We start from the raw sequence: 15,419 nt of genomic DNA on the forward strand, positions 1-15,419 counted from the left end.
TTCCATGGCTACATTGCTCTGGATCATCGCAGTCGTCCTCGTCATCGCCGGGATCTACGTCATCCTGGCCCGTCGCGACATCCTCTGGGGAATCGTCCTCATCGTTCTCGGATTCCTGGTCGGCCCCGGCGGTGTCAGTATCTTCAACGTTTGACGCTGGACGTGGTGGCCTCCCAGGTCTGCAGATAGGCCTCGGCTCCGGCCGCCATGTCCTGCACTATCCCGTCGCCGGCGATGAGCCGCATGTCCTCGACCCAGTCAGGGACGAGGCCGTAGTTGGCCACGCCGTCGACGTTGTAGTCCCATGTCCGCTGGCCGGTGACCTGGCGACCCAGCGTCACCGAGCCGTCGTAGGAGGCGAACGGGTAGCTGACCGCGCTCCCCTGGCGGGGGCTCGGCAGCGGACCCATCCCGTTCACGTCCAGGCCGTAACCGTATCCGGGCCTGGTGGTCTGAGCCCGGGTCTCGCGCCACGTCTGCACGAACTGGTCGGCAGGCGTGCCGTACCCGGTGATCATGCCGCCGAGCTGGTAGATGCGGCGGAAGTATCCGGGGTCGGCCCAGCTGTGCGAGGAGATGACGCCCGGGTAGCCGGCCGCTTCGAGCAGGTCGAGCGTCTGGTCGGCGGCCTTCACGCTCATGTGGTCGATCTCCACCATCATGCCGCGCTTGATCATGCCCTGGACCATGTAGCGGCCGAGTGAGGTCAGGCCCTTGGTGTTGCAGTGCGGCGCCGGCGGGTAGACCGGCAGCCCCACCCCGGGCGGAAGGATGTCGTCGAGCGGCGGCGGCAGCGTGCCCGAGATCTCGATCGGGTTGTCGTGCTCGGGCCCCGTGCACTTCTCGACCCGCCAGAAGCTGCCGGAGGACAGGAAGTTGGCCGCGTTGACGGCGACGCCCGCCACCCCTGAGTCGAAGCGGACCCCGCACAGCGCGTTGTCGTACTTGTGGCAGACGAACATGCTCTGGACGCCGAGGGCGTGCATCTCGTCCAGCCCGCGGTCGATCATCCCCTTGGTGCAGTGCGGGATGAAGAGGGTGGTCCTGCAGCCGAACGGCTCCGAGGTCTCGATGCCCAGCACGATCGCGAGCTTGCCTGCCGCGATCACCTGGCGCGCCTCCGCCGGGCTGCGCACGATGCGCAGCCAGCCCTGGCCCGGCCCGCCGTTCTGGCTGTCGATGTAGGCCTGCAGCTCGTTCATCCGCTGGGCCTGGAGCCTGATGGTGGCCATCTCGTCGCAGGAGTTCTTCTTCAGCGGGTAGATGGCGCACAGCTGCCGGTTGGCGACCAGGTCGTTGACCATGATGCGCAGCCCACCGCGCCAGGCCCGCTCGATCCAGGTGTAGTAGGCCTGCTGGTGGGTCCTGGAGTACCAGGCGGGCCAGTCCTTGAAGGTGGGCCACCCGACCGGGTCGTGCGTGCCGACCGGGGTGCCTTTGCTGACCAGGTTCTCCCACCAGGCGGCTGCCCCGTTGGGGTAGTGGTCCTTGCAGTCGGCCAGAGCCTCCTCGATGCCGTCGGGATCGAAGGGCTTGCCGCACATGAGAAGGCCGCCGAAGGCTTCGTAGGCCATCACATGGCTGTGGGCGTCGACGAAACCCCTGACTGGGGCGGTCGAGGCCTTGACGGGACCGGAGACCAGAAGGGCCCCCACGCACGCTAGCGCGGCGATGATACGGGTGATCACGCGCTCCAGGTTGACCGCGAGTTAACCTCTCGTCAAGACCTAACATGAGGCTTGCTCGCCATTATCACCCGTTAAGCGGCAGTCGCTGAGGGTACGTGGGCCCCCTGGCTCACAAGAGGAGGTCGGCCCATGGCAGAGCTACGTGGCAGGGTGGTCGTGGTCACCGGGGCGAGCGGCGGCGTCGGCCGCGCGGTCGTGCGCGAGCTGGGCGCGAAGGGCGCCCGCGTCGCGCTGATCGCGCGCGGCACGACGGGCCTCGGGGCGGCCGCCGTCGACGTGGGCGTCGCCGGGGGCAGCGCCAAGGTCTACGCGGCCGACGTGGCCGTCTACGAGGAGGTACGGCAGGCGGCCGAGCGCGTCGAGGCCGAGCTCGGCCCGATCGACGTCTGGATGAACGTCGCCTTCTCCTCGGTCTTCGCGAAGTTCACCGACGTGGAGCCGGCCGAGTTCAGCCGCACCACGGACGTCACCTACCTCGGCTACGTGTGGGGCACCAGGGTCGCCCTCGACCTCATGCTCCCCCGGAACAAGGGCGCGATCGTCCAGGCGGGGTCGGCGCTGTCCCAGCGGGGCATCCCGCTGCAGTCCGCCTACTGCGGGGCCAAGCACGCCATCAAGGGGTTCACCGAGTCGGTGCGCACCGAGCTGCTCGCCGACCGCAGCAACGTGCACGTCACCATGGTTCAGCTGCCCGCGCTCAACACCCCGCAGTTCGGCTGGGTGCTGTCCAAGCTGCGCAGGCACCCCCAGCCGGTGCCGCCCATCTACCAGCCCGAGGTCGCGGCGCGCGCGATGGTCTTCGCGGCGGAGCACCCCGAGCGCAAGGAGTACTGGGTCGGCGTCACGACGGCCGCCACCATGCTCGCCCAGCGCCTCGCGCCCGCCCTGGTCGACAGGTACGTGGCCAGGACCGGCGTGAAGTCGCAGCAGACCGGCGAGAAGAGCCCCAGCGGCGTGGCCAACCTGTGGAACCCCGCCGACGAGTCGCGCGACTACGGCGCGCACGGCGAGTTCGACGACCGCTCGCACGCGCACAGCCCGCAGGTCTGGCTGTCGCAGCATCGCCGTCCCGTCCTGCTGGCCGCTGCCGGAGTCGCGGCGGGCGCCGTGCTCGTCCGGCTGCTCCGCGCTCATTGAACCCCTGAGGTAGAGAACCATGCCTGACCTGCAATTCCTCTGCGACCTGGCCGCTCAGCTACGGGTCGACTCGATCCGCTGCTCCGACGCGGCCCAGTCCGGCCACCCCACCTCGTCCATGTCGGCGGCCGACCTGATGGCCACGCTGTTCGCCGGCCACCTGCGTTACGACTTCGACCACCCGGACGACCCGGGCAACGACCATCTGATCTTCTCCAAGGGGCACGCCTCTCCCCTGCTCTACTCGCTGTACAAGGCGGCCGGGGCGATCACCGACGAGGAGCTGTTGACGTTCAGGAAGCGCGGCAGCAGGCTCGAAGGGCATCCGACGCCGCGGCTGCCCTGGGTGGACGTGGCGACCGGCTCGCTGGGCCAGGGGCTGCCCGTCGGTGTGGGCATCGCGCTGGCCGGGCGGCTGGAGCGCCTGCCGTACCACGTGTGGGTGCTCTGCGGCGACGGCGAGCTGGCTGAAGGCTCGATCTGGGAGGCCGCCGAGCACGCGGGCGACGAGGGTCTGGCCAACCTGTGCGCCATCGTGGACGTCAACAGGCTCGGCCAGCGAGGCCCGACCAGGCACGGCTGGGACACCGGCGCCTACGCGCGCCGCCTCGGCGCGTTCGGCTGGCACACGATCGAGATCGACGGGCACGACCCGGGCCAGATCGACTACGCGCTGGCCGACGCGCGCAACACCCGCAGGCGGCCCACCGCGATCCTGGCCCGCACCCGCAAGGGCGAGGGCGTCAACGAGGTGGAGAACCGGGAGGGCGCGCACGGCAAGCCGCTGAAGAACGCGGCCAGGGCGATCGAGGAGCTGGGCGGGGAGCGCGGCGTCACCGTCCGAGTGAGTCCGGCGGGCGGCTCCCGCCAGCCGTACCGGCCCGAGGCGGGCGAGCTGAAGCTGCCCGGCTACGAGGTGGGCGAGGAGGAGTCGACCAGGGAGGCGTTCGGCGCCGCGCTGGCCGCCCTCGGCGCCGCGCGCGGCGACGTGGTCGCGCTCGACGGCGAGGTGGCCGACTCGGTCAGGACGCAGGCGTTCGCCGAAGCCTTTCCCGAGCGGTTCTTCGAGTGCTACATCGCCGAGCAGCAGCTCGTGGCGGCGGCCGTCGGGCTGCAGGTGCGCGGCTGGGTGCCGTACGCGGCCACCTTCTCGGTCTTCCTGACCCGGGCGTACGACTTCATCCGCATGGCGGCGGTGTCGCGGGCGGACATCAGGCTCGTCGGCTCGCACGCCGGGGTGTCGATCGGGGAGGACGGGCCGTCGCAGATGGGCCTGGAGGACCTGGCCATGATGCGCGCCGTGCACGGCAGCACGGTCCTCTACCCGTGTGACGCCAACCAGACGGCCGCGCTGACCGCGGCGATGGCCTCGCTGGACGGGGTCGTCTACCTGCGCACCTCGCGCGGTCCCACGCCGGTCGTCTACGGCAGGGACGAGCAGTTCCCCGTCGGCGGATCGCGCACGCTGCGCCGTTCGGACGGGGACCGGGCGACCGTCGTGGCGGCCGGGGTGACGGTGCACGAGGCGCTCGCGGCGGCCGACGAGCTGGCGGCCGAGGGAATCTCCGTCGGCGTGCTCGACCTGTACTCGGTCAAGCCGGTCGACGTGGCGGCGCTGGTCGCGGCCGCCACGACGACCGGGACGCTGATCACCGTCGAGGACCACCGGCCCGAGGGCGGGCTCGGCGACGCCGTCCTGGACGCGGTGTGCGATCTCGGTCCGCGCGTGGTCAAGCTGGCCGTACGGCATATGCCGGGCTCCGCCACCCCGGCCGAGCAGCTGGCGGAAGCCGGCATAGACAGGACCGCCATCGTGGCGGCCGTCAAGCGCCTGCTGTGACTACAACGGAGGTTCGTCGTAGCGGCGCTGCTCGTACACCGTGGTCCTGCGCGGCTCCTCATAAACGGTGTCGACGACCGGGGACTCGACCACCTTGCGGGCGGTCCTGATCCGGTAGATGCCGAACAGCAGCCCGGCGAGGCCGCCGAGCATGAGGATGACGCCCACGATGTTGATGTCGAGGCCGGCGAGGTCGAACTCGACGGCCCAGGTGAGTATGGCGCCGAGCATGATGAGGATGATGCTGCCAGCAATAGTCATGCGACTACCTCCTTAGCTCGGAGGAACATCTATCCCCATGGGGAAAAACAAACACGTGGTCTTGATCGGGCTCATGGGCTCCGGCAAGTCGACGGTGGCCCGGCTGGTCTCCCGCGCGACCGGGTTGCCGGTCAGTGACAGCGACACGTTCCTGCGTGAGCGCTACGGGCACAAGGCCGCCGAGATCGCCGCGACGCAGGGTGTGGACGTGCTGCACGAGCGGGAGGCAGAGCACGTGCTGGACGCCCTGGACGGGCCGCCCGCGGTGATCACCGCGGCGTCCAGCGTGGTGGAGCGGCCCGAGGTGCGTGAGGCGTTGCGCGACGCCCTCGTCGTCTGGCTGGACGCGCCGGACGAGGTGCTGGCGGAGCGGATGAAGGCGGACGACCACCGCCCGCCGTTCGCCCCGGCGCTGATGCGCGCGCGGCGGGAGCCGTACTTCCGCGCCCTCGCCGGCCTGGCCTTCCACTCCGGTACGCCGGGGGAGGCGGCAGCGACCATTTCCCGCCACCTAAGCTGATGCGATGTTCGCCAAGAAACCCACCCTTCACGGTGACCGCGTCACCCTGCGCCCCGTCGGTCCCGACGACGTGCCCGGCCTGATCGAGCTGACCAGCGACCCCGAGGTGGGCCGCCTGACCGGGTCGCACGGCGCGCCGAACGACGCGGCGGCCGCGCAGTGGTACGCCACCCGCGGCGACCACGCCGACCGGCTGGACCTGGCGATCTGCGACGCCGAGACCGGCGAGTACGCGGGCGAGATCGTGATCAACGAGCTCGACGAGGACAACCTGTCGTGCAACCTGCGCATCGCGCTGGTCGGCTCGCGCGCCTACGGCAAGGGGTACGGGACCGAGGCGATCAGGCTGACGATCGCCCACGTGTTCGCCACCACGCCGCTGCACCGGATCAGCCTGGGCGTCTACGCCTTCAACGAGCGCGCCGTGCACGTCTACCGCAAGGTCGGGTTCGTCGAGGAGGGCAGGCTGCGCGACGCCCTGCGCTGGGACGGCCAGTGGTACGACGAGATCGTGATGTCGGTGCTCAGGACAGACTGACCGAGGCCGCGTTGTCCGCCGCGACCAGCCCGGCCAGGTCGGCGCGGGTCGTCACCACCACCAGGCAGCCGGGCGAGCCCGGCAGCAGCGGCCTGACCTGCGCCGACGACGCGGCGTTGGCGAGCAGGATGAGCATCCGCCGCCCGCGCAGCGCGGTGCGCAGCAGCGCGGACCGCTCGTCCGGGTCGTCGGGAACGGCGTCGACGCCCAGCGCGGGCAGGAACGCCGGAGCCTCCCTGCTCAGGTCGGCGTAGAGCTGCCCGTCGGGGTAGCGCGGCGCGATCCGGTGCGCCCAGGGCAGCACCGCCTCGTCGTTCCCGGTGATCACGATCACGCCGGGGCGCTCCTCCAGCAGCCGGTCCAGCGGGTCGCAGCTGCGCGGCCTGGCGGGCGGGAGCTGCGCCGGGCCCGGCGCGCCGCGCAGGATCGCCTCGTGCAGGTCGCGCAGCCGCCTGCCCGGCTCGGTGCCCAGCTCAGCGGCCAGGAGCTGGTGCCCCTCCGCGTACACCCTGAGCGCCTCGGCCTGCCGTCCCGACCGCCACAGGGCCAGCATGAGCAGCTCGCGCAGCCGTTCGCGCAGCGGGAACCTCGCCACCGGCGACACCAGCTCGACCGCGGTCTCCCGGTGCCTGCCCAGCTCCAGCTCCGCCCGCGCCCACTCCTCGGTGACCGTCGGCAGCAGCTCCTCCCAGCGCGCCACGGCCGGGTGCGGCAGGCCGTCGAGCACCGGGCCGCGCCAGAGCCCCATCGCGGTACGCAGCAGCGTGGAGCGTTCCCCTGGGCCAGCGGTGCGCGCCCTTTCCAGCAGCCGTTCCGCGTCGTGCGCGTCCAGGCGCAGCTCCTCGGTCCTGATCCGGTAGCCGCCCGGAGCCGTCTCGATCGCGTCGTGGCCGAGCGCGGCGCGCAGCCTGGAGATCCGTACCCGGACCTGGGACTGGGCCGACGGCGGCGGGCTGCCCTCCCACACCAGGTCGGCCAGGCGCTCCACGCTGACGACCGCGCCCGCCTGCAGCAGCAGCCCGGCCAGCAGCGTCCTGGCCCGCGGCCCGCCCAGGTCGACGGGGCGCCCGCCGGAACGCACCTCCAGCGGGCCGAGGATCCGCGCGTCGATCACAGCTGCTGCCTGATGACCTCGGGGGTGACCGGCGAGCCGCTGAGCTCGATCTCGCCCGCCTGCGCCTCGGTGATCAGCCCCAGCCGCAGCAGGATCGCCGCCGACCTGCGGTAACAGGAGTGGTCGTCGAGCGTGCGGCCCAGCCCCCACAGGTGCTCCGCCTCCCAGTAGGTGCCCTCCAGGCCGCGGTGCGCGCCGAGCCTGAGCGCCTCGCGGAACGCGGCGGCCGCGCGCGCCTGCTGGCCGTCGAGCCGGTAGGCCTCGCCGAGGTTGCCGAGCGCCATGATCTCGGTGACCCGCGCGCCCGTCGTGCGCGCCAGCCGTACGGACCGGTCGTGGGCCGCGATCGCCTCGGCGTGGTCGCCCTTGCGCTGGTGGGTCAGCCCGATGCCGGTCAGGCAGGAGCTGACGTGCCGCTCGTGGCCGGTGACCCGCCACAGCGCCATCGCCTGGCGCAGCGCGCCCAGCGACTCCTCGTAGCGTTCCAGCGCGCGCAGCGTGGTGCCCCTGCCGTGCAGGGCGAGCGCCACGCCGGTGTCGTAGTGGATCGGCAGCCACCACTCCAGCGCCAGGTCGAAGGCGGCCAGCGCCTCGTGCTGGCGGCCGAGCGCGAACTTCGCCCAGCCGAGGTCGTTCTGCCCGAGGCCGTGGTGGCGCGGGTCGCCGGTGTATCTGGCCGCTTCCAGCGTGATCTCGGCCAGCGCCAGCTGCTCGCGCCAGGCCGCCCGGTGCTCCAGCGGCGTGTCCAGGCACGCGCCGAGGTAGGCCCCGATGGCCGGATCGTCGCCCGCGACCGCCTGGCGCGCGGCTGCCACCAGGTTCTCGCTCTCCGCCTCGACCCACTCCAGCACGTCGGCGGTGCTCTCCAGGGGCTCGCCCGGATGGCCGAGATCCTCGGGGACCCAGTCGATGCGCCACATGATGCGCGGCTCGACGGTCAGCGCGGCCCGGCGCGCCGTCGCCACGTAGCAGTGCAGGGCCCGGTGTACGGCCCGCGCCCGGTCGCCCGCGCTCTCCTCGACCATCGCCCGCTCCCTGGCGAACAGCCGCAGCAGGTCGTGCATCCGGTACCTGCCCGGCCCGCACGCCTCCATGAGCTGGATGTCGGCCAGCCGGTCGAGCAGCGCGGCGGTGTCGCTCTCGCCCAGCCCGGCCAGCGCCGACGCCACGGGCACGCTCATGGTGACCACGTCGAGCAGGCCGAACAGCCGGAAGAGCCGCGCCTCAGCCGCGCCCAGGTCGGTGTAGCTGGCCGAGAAGCTGGAGCGGACCGCCTGGTCGTCGACGGCGAGCTCGGCCAACCTGCGGCGCTCGTCGGCCAGCCGGTCGGCCAGCGCCCTGACCGACAGGCCTGGGCTGGTGACGAGCCTGGCGCCGAGGATCGTCATGGCCAGCGGCAGCCCGCCGCACAGCCGTACGACGTCGGCCACCGCCTCGGGCTCGCGCTCCAACCGCGCCGGGCCCGCGAACCTCGCCAGCAACGCGCGCGCCTCCCGCGGCTCCAGCACGTCGAGCCAGCGGTGGGTGAGCGCGAGCTGCGGGGTGCGCCTGCTGGTGACGAGGACGCCGCAGGTGGCGCTGCCGGGCAGCAGCGGGGCGAGCTGCTCGGCGCCCGCCGCGTTGTCCAGCACGATCAGCAGCCGCTTTCCGTGCGTCAGCGTACGGAACTCCGCCGCCGCCTCGCCCTCGTCTGCGGGGATCGACGCGGCGGCCACGCCCAGCGCGCGCAGGAACCGGCCGAGCACGGCGGCGGCCTCGACCGGCTGCGCCTCGGGGGTGAAGCCGTGCAGGTCGACGTAGAGCTGGCCGTCGGGGAAGCGCTCGGCCACCCGGTGGGCGACGTGGATGGCCAGCGCCGACTTGCCGATCCCGGCCGGGCCGGAGATCGCCACCGGGCCCCGGGTGACGAGGTCGCACAGCTCCTCGACGTCGGCCTCGCGCCCCGTGAACCTGGTGATGTCGCCGGGCAGCTGCGCGGGGACGGACGCGGCCGTGGAGCCGAGCACGGTCCTGGCCGCCTTCTGGAGTTCGGCGCCGGGCTCGATGCCGAGCTCGTCCGCCAGGCGCTGCCTGCCCTCGTGGTAGACGCGCAGCGCCTCCTGCCTGGCGCCGACGCGGTCGAGGGCGACCATGAGCTGGGCGCGCACGCCCTCCCTGTGCGGGTGGTCGGCGACGAGCGGGGTGAGCGCGTCCACGACCAGGGCGGCGTCGCCGTGCTCCAGCTCCAGCTCCGCCCATTCCTCGCTGGCCGACAGCCGGAGTTCCGCCAGCCGTTCCGCCTCGTGCCCCGGGTGTCCGTCCAGGACAGGGCCGCGCCACATCCTCAGCGCGGCGCGGTAGGCGGACGGGTCGCGGCGCTGCCTGCCGTCGGCGATGAGCCGCTCCACGACGTGCGCGTCGATGTCGGCCTCGTCGGGGTTGACCCGGTAGCCGCCTGAGACGGTCTCGATGGCGTGGCGCTCGCCGAGGGCCTTGCGCAGCTGGGAGATGAGGATGTGCAGCTGGGTGCGGGCGGAGGCGGGCGGGTCCTGGGCCCAGAGCATCTCCGCGAGGCGGTCGGTGGTGACGGTCTGCCCGGCTTCCAGGAGGAGCGCGGACAGCGCCACCTGGGCTCGCTGGCCGCCGAGGTCGATGGAACGCCCCTGCCTGCGCACCTCCAGGGGTCCCAGGATCAGAAACTCGATCCCTTTCGTGTCGTTTGTCGCCACTCTGGGATACTCCCACGATGGAGTTGCGACCTGCCGTCCCTGACGATCTCGAAGCGATCGCCGAGCTGCGCGCCGTCGTGATGCGGCCCGATCTCGAGCGCCTCGGACGGTATGACCCGCATCGGGTGCGGCAGCGCTTCCGCGACGCCTTCGTGCCCGAGCACACCTCGATCATCGTCGTCGAGGGCGAGTTCGCGGGCAGTGTCGCGGTGCGGCCCGCTTCCGAGGGGCACTGGCTGGAGCACTTCTATCTCGCGCCGGAGCTCCACGGGCGCGGGGTCGGCTCCGCCGTACTGCGTGAGGTTCTGGCCGGGACCGACGCTGCGGGGGCGCCGGTCCGGCTGCAGGTGTTGCAGGGGAGCCCGGCCCGCCGCCTGTACGAGCGGCACGGGTTCACCGTCGAGGCCGAGGACCCGATCGACGTGTCCATGGTGCGGCCGCCTAGCGCTCTGCGTTGATCCTGGTGACGGCGTCGTCCCACTTCATGGGCAGGGCACTGGCGGGGACCGTCCAGAAGACGAAGGTCGACTCCTTCATGACCTTGCGCTTGCGGCGCATGGCCGACTTGTGGGGCTCTGATCCTGCGTAGGCGTTGATGGCTGCTCTGTCGGTCCAGGCGGAGAGGGTCCAGAAGGTACGGCTGAGCAGGTCGGCCCTGAGCGAGACGCCCAGCGCCCCCTTGGACCTCAGCGCCTGGCGCCACAGCTTCATGGAGGTCATGAAGAAGCCGGGGACCTGGCTCAGCGACTTGACCTCGAACCTGGAGGCCATGACCAGCACCTCGGCGGTGTCGTCGGCGGAGTTGGCGTTCATCCACGGAATCGTCGGCATGTCGAGCCCTTTCTGGGTTATCTTGTCGTTGACAAGATTGCACGATCACCTAAACTTGTCAATGGCAAGATGTATTCCGCTCGGTTCGGGGAGGCTTCCATCAGTTACCACCACGGCAACCTGCGCAGGACGATCATGGACGCGGCCGTCGACGCCATCACCGAGACCGGCACGGCGACCTGGAGCCTGCGGGAGCTCGCGCGGCGCGCCGGGGTCTCGCACGCCGCGCCCGCCCACCACTTCGGCGACAAGGCGGGGCTGCTGACCGCGATCGCGGCCGAGGGTTACGCGCTGTTCGCCGACGCGCTGGCTGCGGCCGGGGATGACTTCCTGGACGTGGGGGTCGCCTACGTGGGGTTCGCGGTGTCGCATCGGGCGTATTTCGAGGTGATGTTCACCCCGTCGCTCTACGAGCCTTCCGACCCGGAGGTGGTGGCCGCCCGCGACCGCGCGGGCGCGATCCTGGCGAGGGGGGCTCGTACGGTGCCGCGTGGGGGGTCGCAGCGGGAGGCGGGGCTGGCGGCGTGGTCGATCGCGCACGGGTTCGCCAGCCTGTGGCTCAGCGGGGCTCTGCCGCCGGACCTCTCCCCCAGCCCGGAGGAGGCCGCCCGACCGGTGCTCAGGACCCTTTTCAGTACGTGACCCCCATGTAGTACTCGTCCACCCTTCGGCCGTCCACGTCGAGCGCCGACCGGCGGAGGCCCTCGACCTGGTAGCCGGAGGAGAGGTAGAGGTTGAGCGCCTTGCGGTTGTGGCACATGACGGTGAGCTCCAGCCGGACCAGCCCGGCTGTCTGGGCTTCCTCGGCGGCTCTGGCGAGCAGCGCCTTCCCGAGCCCCTTGCCCGCGGAGGCGGCCCGGACCCCCATCACGACGTAGCCGGTACGGCGGGCGCGAGCGTAGGGCATGACGTCGACATGCACGTATCCCGCCGCCGGTCCGCCCTCGTCGACCGCCAGCAGCAGAAAGGACGGCTCAACCACCTCCACCGCCCCTTGGCGCTCACCGGGTTCGAGCAACATGAAGGTGGACTCCTTGTCGAGCGCCAACTGCAGCTCAAGGAGGCGAGCGGCGTCCTCGGGGGTGGCCCGTCTGATCACAGTCACGCCGCGAGCCTGCTTCCCCACGCCCCCGGTCGTCAATGCCGCGATCGCTCCGGCTTCACGATAGGCCTCAAGAAGAGCGAGGCGAGTTGGGGCCGTCCTGCCAGTGCCATGTCCGCCAGTCGGTGGCGACCGGGATCTGCGCGGCGAAGCCGCGTCCAGGGACGCCCACGACGGACGGGCACTGCCTGCGATGGTCAGCCACAGCGGGACCGAGGGCGGGTTGGTGGGCGGGCCCTGGGCGGGAAACCGGGTGGGGGATGAGGACAGAACCAATTTGGGCTTTCGTGCATCTAAGCTGCAGTGACGATGCGTTTGGTCCCCGGTGATCCAGAACGGCTTGGCAGCTACTGGCTGGCAGGTCGTCTAGGCGCTGGCGGTCAAGGCATCGTCTACGACGCCTACGACGAGCGCGGTGACCGCTACGCCGTGAAAGTGCTTCACGGCGGCGTCTCGGCCCAGCTCGCCAAGGAAGCCCAGGCCGCCCAGCAGGTCGCTTCCTTCTGCACCGTGAAGATCGTTGATGTCCGGCTGGACGGGGCTCCGCCGTACATCGTCAGTGAGTTCGTTGAAGGGCCCAGTCTTCGGCAGGCCGTCGAGGAGCGCGGGGCGTACCAAGGGGATGCGCTCAGGAGGCTGGCCACCGCCCTCGCCACCGCCCTGGCTGCGGTCCACGAGGCCGGGGTCGTTCATCGGGATCTCAAGCCGGAGAACGTCCTCCTCGCCCCCGACGGCCCCCGGGTGATCGACTTCGGCGTGGCGCGCACGGCCGAGATGTCACTCACCACCACCGGGTTCGTCGCCGGGACACCCACCTACATGGCGCCCGAAGTGTTCACGGGCAAGCGCGCCGGGCCTCCGGCGGACGTGTTCGCCTGGGGTGGCGTGGTGCTCTACGCGGCCACCGGGGTCGACCCGTTCCAGGCCGAGAGCCTGGGCGGGGTCATGCATCGGGTGCTCACCGTCGATCCCGATCTCAGCGCCATCGACGCCCCCCTCAGGGACCTGCTCAAGGACGCGCTGGCCAAGGATCCCGAGCAGCGGCCCGCCGCCAAGGACCTGCTCATGCGCCTGCTGCAGAGCCCCGGCACCGACGCCAGGCTGGCCCCGCCCGAGGGGATCGGCGGTGACAGGCCGCTGGGGGTGATCGCCGAGGAGGTCTACGCAAGCCTCACCCCCCAGCAGCAGAAGTCCGTCCCCAGCATGCTGCTCCGCATGGTCGGCGAGGATTCGGTCCGCCGTATCCCCCTCGACGAGGTGGAGGACGACGACGTCCTGTGCCGCTTCTCGGAAGCGGGCCTGCTGGTACGGCACAGCATCAAGGTCACCCCCACCAACACCGCCGACGGCGTCCTGGTAGCCGTCGCGGGCGACTCCGTCGCCCCGGCGAGCGGCGCGCTCTTCCACGCCTGGCCCAGGATGCGCGCATGGCTCGCCGACGAAAGAACCGGCCTCGCCGTACACAGGAGGCTGCGCGAGCAGGCCATCTACTGGGACGGCCACCGGCGCAAGTCCGGCGACCTCTACCAGGGCACCGCCCTGGACAGCGCGCTCACCTGGGCCGCGACCGGCCGCCGCCACCTGGAGCTGAACGGCCGCGAGCGCGCCTTCCTCGACGCCAGCGCCCGCCTGGACCGGGGACGCACCCGCAGGCGCAGGGTCGTCACGTTCGGCCTGGCTGCCCTGCTGGCCGTGGCGGTGTCCGCCTCGGTGATAGCCGTACGGCAGAGCAAGGACCTGAGCGTCAAGCTCGACGAGGCGAACGCCAGGGCCGTCGCCGCCCGCGCCGACAGCCTGCGCGCCGCCGACCCGCGCGCGGCGATGCGGCTGAGCGTGGCCGCGTTCAAGATGTCGCCGGTCTTCGAGGCCAGGACCGCGTTGCAGCGCTCGCTGGCCCAGCCCGAGGTGGCGGCGTTCGCCGCGCCGAGCGGCGACAGCGAGGCCGTCTACCGGCTGACCTCGGACGGCCAGCGCCTGCTGAAGTGGAAGGGCGACAAGCTCACCGCCTGGGACGTCGGTTCCGGCAAGAAGACGGGCGAGTTCACCCTGCCCGAGGGCGAGCAGTCCGACCTGAGCGGCGACGGCAGGTTCGTCGCCGTGGCCGCGAAGGGCAAGGTCAGGCTCTGGGACGTCGCCTCGGGCAAGCAGGTCGGCGGCCCGTGGGCAGGCTCGTTCCCGACCTTCTACGGCGGGCTGCTGTCGACGGCGACCGGCCGGCTGTTCGCCGCGGGACAGAACGCGCCGGTGTTCACCACGAAGACCGACGAGGGGTTCGCCGTCTCCCCGGACAAGAGGTGGGTCGGCAAGTCGTTCAGCAGCGGCGCCGTCGAGCTCTGGGACCTGGTCAGGAACGCGAAGATCTACTCGGGCGAGGTGGCTGCGCCGATCAGCGCGAAGGGGGAGACGGGCACCCCGTTAATGGCGTTCTCCGACGACGGCGCGCTGCTGGCGGTCTCGGGCGACACCGGGATGACGCTGGTCAACACGGCGACGGCCGCCGAGCGCTACCTCCAGGACACCGCGGGCGGCCAGCCGCTCTTCTCCCCCGACGGGCGGTTCGTCGCCGAGCTGACCGAGACGGCGGTGAACCTCTACCGCGTCGCCGACCGCCACGTGCTGGCCACCTATCCCACCAGGCGGGCGGGCAACCAGTTCGCCTTCACCCCCGACGGCAGGACCATCCGCTACCTGACCGACCAGGGCTCCGTGGTCTCGCTCGACGTCTCCGCCCCGGTCGCGGCCCCCTCGCCGACCTGGCCGGTCTACGACACCACCCCGTCCGTCCTGTCGGCTGACGGGCGCATCGCCGCCTCCGAGGCGGGCCACGAGGTCCAGCTGTACGACGCCGTACGGCGCAAGCCGATCGGCACCGTCAAGGCCTCCGGCGACCTGGCCCTGGACGGCAAGGGCACGATCCTCGCGGTCAAGGCCAACCCGGTCACGGTGTGGGACGTGGCCACCCGCAAGCGCCTGGCCTCGCTCGACGTCGGCCCCGACCCCAAGGCGATCGCCCTGTCCCAGGACGGCACGCTGATGGCGGTCACCAGGGGCACGACGGTGCAGCTCTGGGACCTGGCCGGCCGTACCAAGGTGCGGTCCGTGGACAGGGCGGGCGACTGGGCGCTGGCCTTCTCGCCGGACGGCAAGCTCCTCGCCACCGGCGCCGACCTGGTCGACGTGGCCTCGGGCAAGGTCGACCGCGACGTCGCCAGGCTCTCCGGCAGGACGCCCACCGCGATCACCTTCTCCCCCGACGGCCGTACGGTGGCGTACGCGCTGAGCAGGGGCCAGGTCGTGTTGTGGGACCTGGCGGGCGGCCGCGAGGCCGGCACGTTCGAGCTGAGCTCGGGCGACGTGTCCGTGCTGCGCTTCTCCCCCGACGGCAGGATGCTGGCCGTGGACGGCGAGCAGATCAGGGTCTGGGAGTCGTCGCCGCTGCGCGAGCTGGGCGAGCTGCCCGTCGGCAGGTTCGCCTCCGGGCTGGCCTTCAGCGCGGACGGCAAGAGCCTGCGCGGCGTGCGCGGCGACGGGTGGGTGCAGGAGAGCCCGGTCGACCCGGCGCTGACGGTGACCGCGGTGTGCGCGCGGGCCGGTGGCGCGCTCACCGAGCAGGAGTGGAAGCGCCTGGTGCCGGAGGCGGATTACCGCGCGGACACCTGCGGTTGATTCGTTTCCAATTA

General features: G+C 71.7%; 14 protein-coding genes. 8 read left to right on the forward strand and 6 right to left on the reverse strand.

Annotated elements, in window-relative coordinates:
• Nucleotides 1–4: 4 nt before the first annotated feature.
• On the forward strand, nucleotides 5–154 hold the full coding sequence (locus ACIBG8_RS39800) for a GPGG-motif small membrane protein (protein ID WP_169807523.1): 150 nt from the start codon (nucleotides 5–7) through the stop codon (nucleotides 152–154).
• On the opposite strand, the gene ACIBG8_RS39805 is transcribed toward ACIBG8_RS39800, so the two are convergent.
• Nucleotides 144–1,688 (reverse strand): Coagulation factor 5/8 type domain-containing protein, encoded by a 1,545-nt coding sequence (locus tag ACIBG8_RS39805; protein WP_397348391.1) that lies wholly within the window; start codon nucleotides 1,686–1,688, stop codon nucleotides 144–146. The two genes, ACIBG8_RS39800 and ACIBG8_RS39805, sit on opposite strands and share 11 nt — an antisense overlap.
• A gap of 129 nt (nucleotides 1,689–1,817) precedes the next feature.
• Here ACIBG8_RS39805 and ACIBG8_RS39810 point away from each other — a divergent pair, with 129 nt between their 5' ends.
• Both ACIBG8_RS39810 and ACIBG8_RS39815 read left to right on the forward strand, forming a co-directional pair.
• Nucleotides 1,818–2,825, forward strand: a complete 1,008-nt coding sequence (locus tag ACIBG8_RS39810; protein WP_397348392.1) for an SDR family oxidoreductase — start codon at nucleotides 1,818–1,820, stop codon at nucleotides 2,823–2,825.
• 19 nt (nucleotides 2,826–2,844) lie between these two features.
• The gene (locus tag ACIBG8_RS39815) at nucleotides 2,845–4,665 is read left to right on the forward strand and encodes a transketolase (protein WP_397348393.1); all 1,821 of its coding nucleotides are present in this window, start codon (nucleotides 2,845–2,847) and stop codon (nucleotides 4,663–4,665) included.
• Here the strand turns inward: ACIBG8_RS39815 and ACIBG8_RS39820 are convergent, their stop codons facing one another.
• Complete coding sequence (locus tag ACIBG8_RS39820; RefSeq protein ID WP_397348394.1) at nucleotides 4,666–4,926, reverse strand: DUF6458 family protein; 261 nt, start codon at nucleotides 4,924–4,926, stop codon at nucleotides 4,666–4,668. It lies immediately after the preceding gene.
• A gap of 37 nt (nucleotides 4,927–4,963) precedes the next feature.
• Between ACIBG8_RS39820 and ACIBG8_RS39825 the strand changes: the two genes are divergently transcribed.
• On the forward strand, nucleotides 4,964–5,446 hold the full coding sequence (locus ACIBG8_RS39825) for a shikimate kinase (RefSeq protein ID WP_397348395.1): 483 nt from the start codon (nucleotides 4,964–4,966) through the stop codon (nucleotides 5,444–5,446).
• A gap of 4 nt (nucleotides 5,447–5,450) precedes the next feature.
• Nucleotides 5,451–5,984 carry a GNAT family N-acetyltransferase gene (locus ACIBG8_RS39830; protein ID WP_397348396.1) on the forward strand — a complete coding sequence of 178 codons (534 nt, stop codon included), beginning with the start codon at nucleotides 5,451–5,453 and terminating at the stop codon, nucleotides 5,982–5,984.
• On the opposite strand, the gene ACIBG8_RS39835 is transcribed toward ACIBG8_RS39830, so the two are convergent.
• The gene (locus ACIBG8_RS39835) at nucleotides 5,971–7,098 is read right to left on the reverse strand and encodes a BTAD domain-containing putative transcriptional regulator (RefSeq protein WP_397348397.1); all 1,128 of its coding nucleotides are present in this window, start codon (nucleotides 7,096–7,098) and stop codon (nucleotides 5,971–5,973) included. The two genes, ACIBG8_RS39830 and ACIBG8_RS39835, sit on opposite strands and share 14 nt — an antisense overlap.
• Entirely contained in the window at nucleotides 7,095–9,806 is a 2,712-nt protein-coding gene (locus ACIBG8_RS39840) for a BTAD domain-containing putative transcriptional regulator (RefSeq protein WP_397348398.1), read from the reverse strand. Before ACIBG8_RS39840 ends, ACIBG8_RS39835 begins: the two co-directional genes overlap by 4 nt.
• 17 nt (nucleotides 9,807–9,823) lie before the next feature.
• Here ACIBG8_RS39840 and ACIBG8_RS39845 point away from each other — a divergent pair, with 17 nt between their 5' ends.
• Nucleotides 9,824–10,264: a GNAT family N-acetyltransferase gene (locus tag ACIBG8_RS39845; protein ID WP_397348399.1), complete on the forward strand. Its 441-nt coding sequence runs from the start codon at nucleotides 9,824–9,826 to the stop codon at nucleotides 10,262–10,264.
• Here the strand turns inward: ACIBG8_RS39845 and ACIBG8_RS39850 are convergent.
• A complete protein-coding gene (locus tag ACIBG8_RS39850; RefSeq protein ID WP_397348400.1) occupies nucleotides 10,248–10,637 on the reverse strand; it encodes a DUF3291 domain-containing protein in 390 nt (129 codons plus the stop codon). The genes ACIBG8_RS39845 and ACIBG8_RS39850 overlap by 17 nt on opposite strands.
• A 69-nt stretch (nucleotides 10,638–10,706) precedes the next feature.
• Between ACIBG8_RS39850 and ACIBG8_RS39855 the strand changes: the two genes are divergently transcribed.
• A complete protein-coding gene (locus ACIBG8_RS39855; RefSeq protein ID WP_397348401.1) occupies nucleotides 10,707–11,279 on the forward strand; it encodes a TetR/AcrR family transcriptional regulator in 573 nt (190 codons plus the stop codon).
• Here the strand turns inward: ACIBG8_RS39855 and ACIBG8_RS39860 are convergent.
• Nucleotides 11,269–11,742, reverse strand: a complete 474-nt coding sequence (locus tag ACIBG8_RS39860) for a GNAT family N-acetyltransferase (protein ID WP_397348402.1) — start codon at nucleotides 11,740–11,742, stop codon at nucleotides 11,269–11,271. The genes ACIBG8_RS39855 and ACIBG8_RS39860 overlap by 11 nt on opposite strands.
• Nucleotides 11,743–12,048: 306 nt before the next feature.
• Between ACIBG8_RS39860 and ACIBG8_RS39865 the strand changes: the two genes are divergently transcribed.
• Nucleotides 12,049–15,405, forward strand: coding sequence for a serine/threonine-protein kinase (locus tag ACIBG8_RS39865; protein ID WP_397348403.1), 3,357 nt, complete (start codon nucleotides 12,049–12,051; stop codon nucleotides 15,403–15,405).
• Nucleotides 15,406–15,419: the final 14 nt, after the last annotated feature.

This window comes from Nonomuraea sp. NPDC050556 (genome assembly GCF_044457355.1).
Lineage (GTDB): Bacteria > Actinomycetota > Actinomycetes > Streptosporangiales > Streptosporangiaceae > Nonomuraea.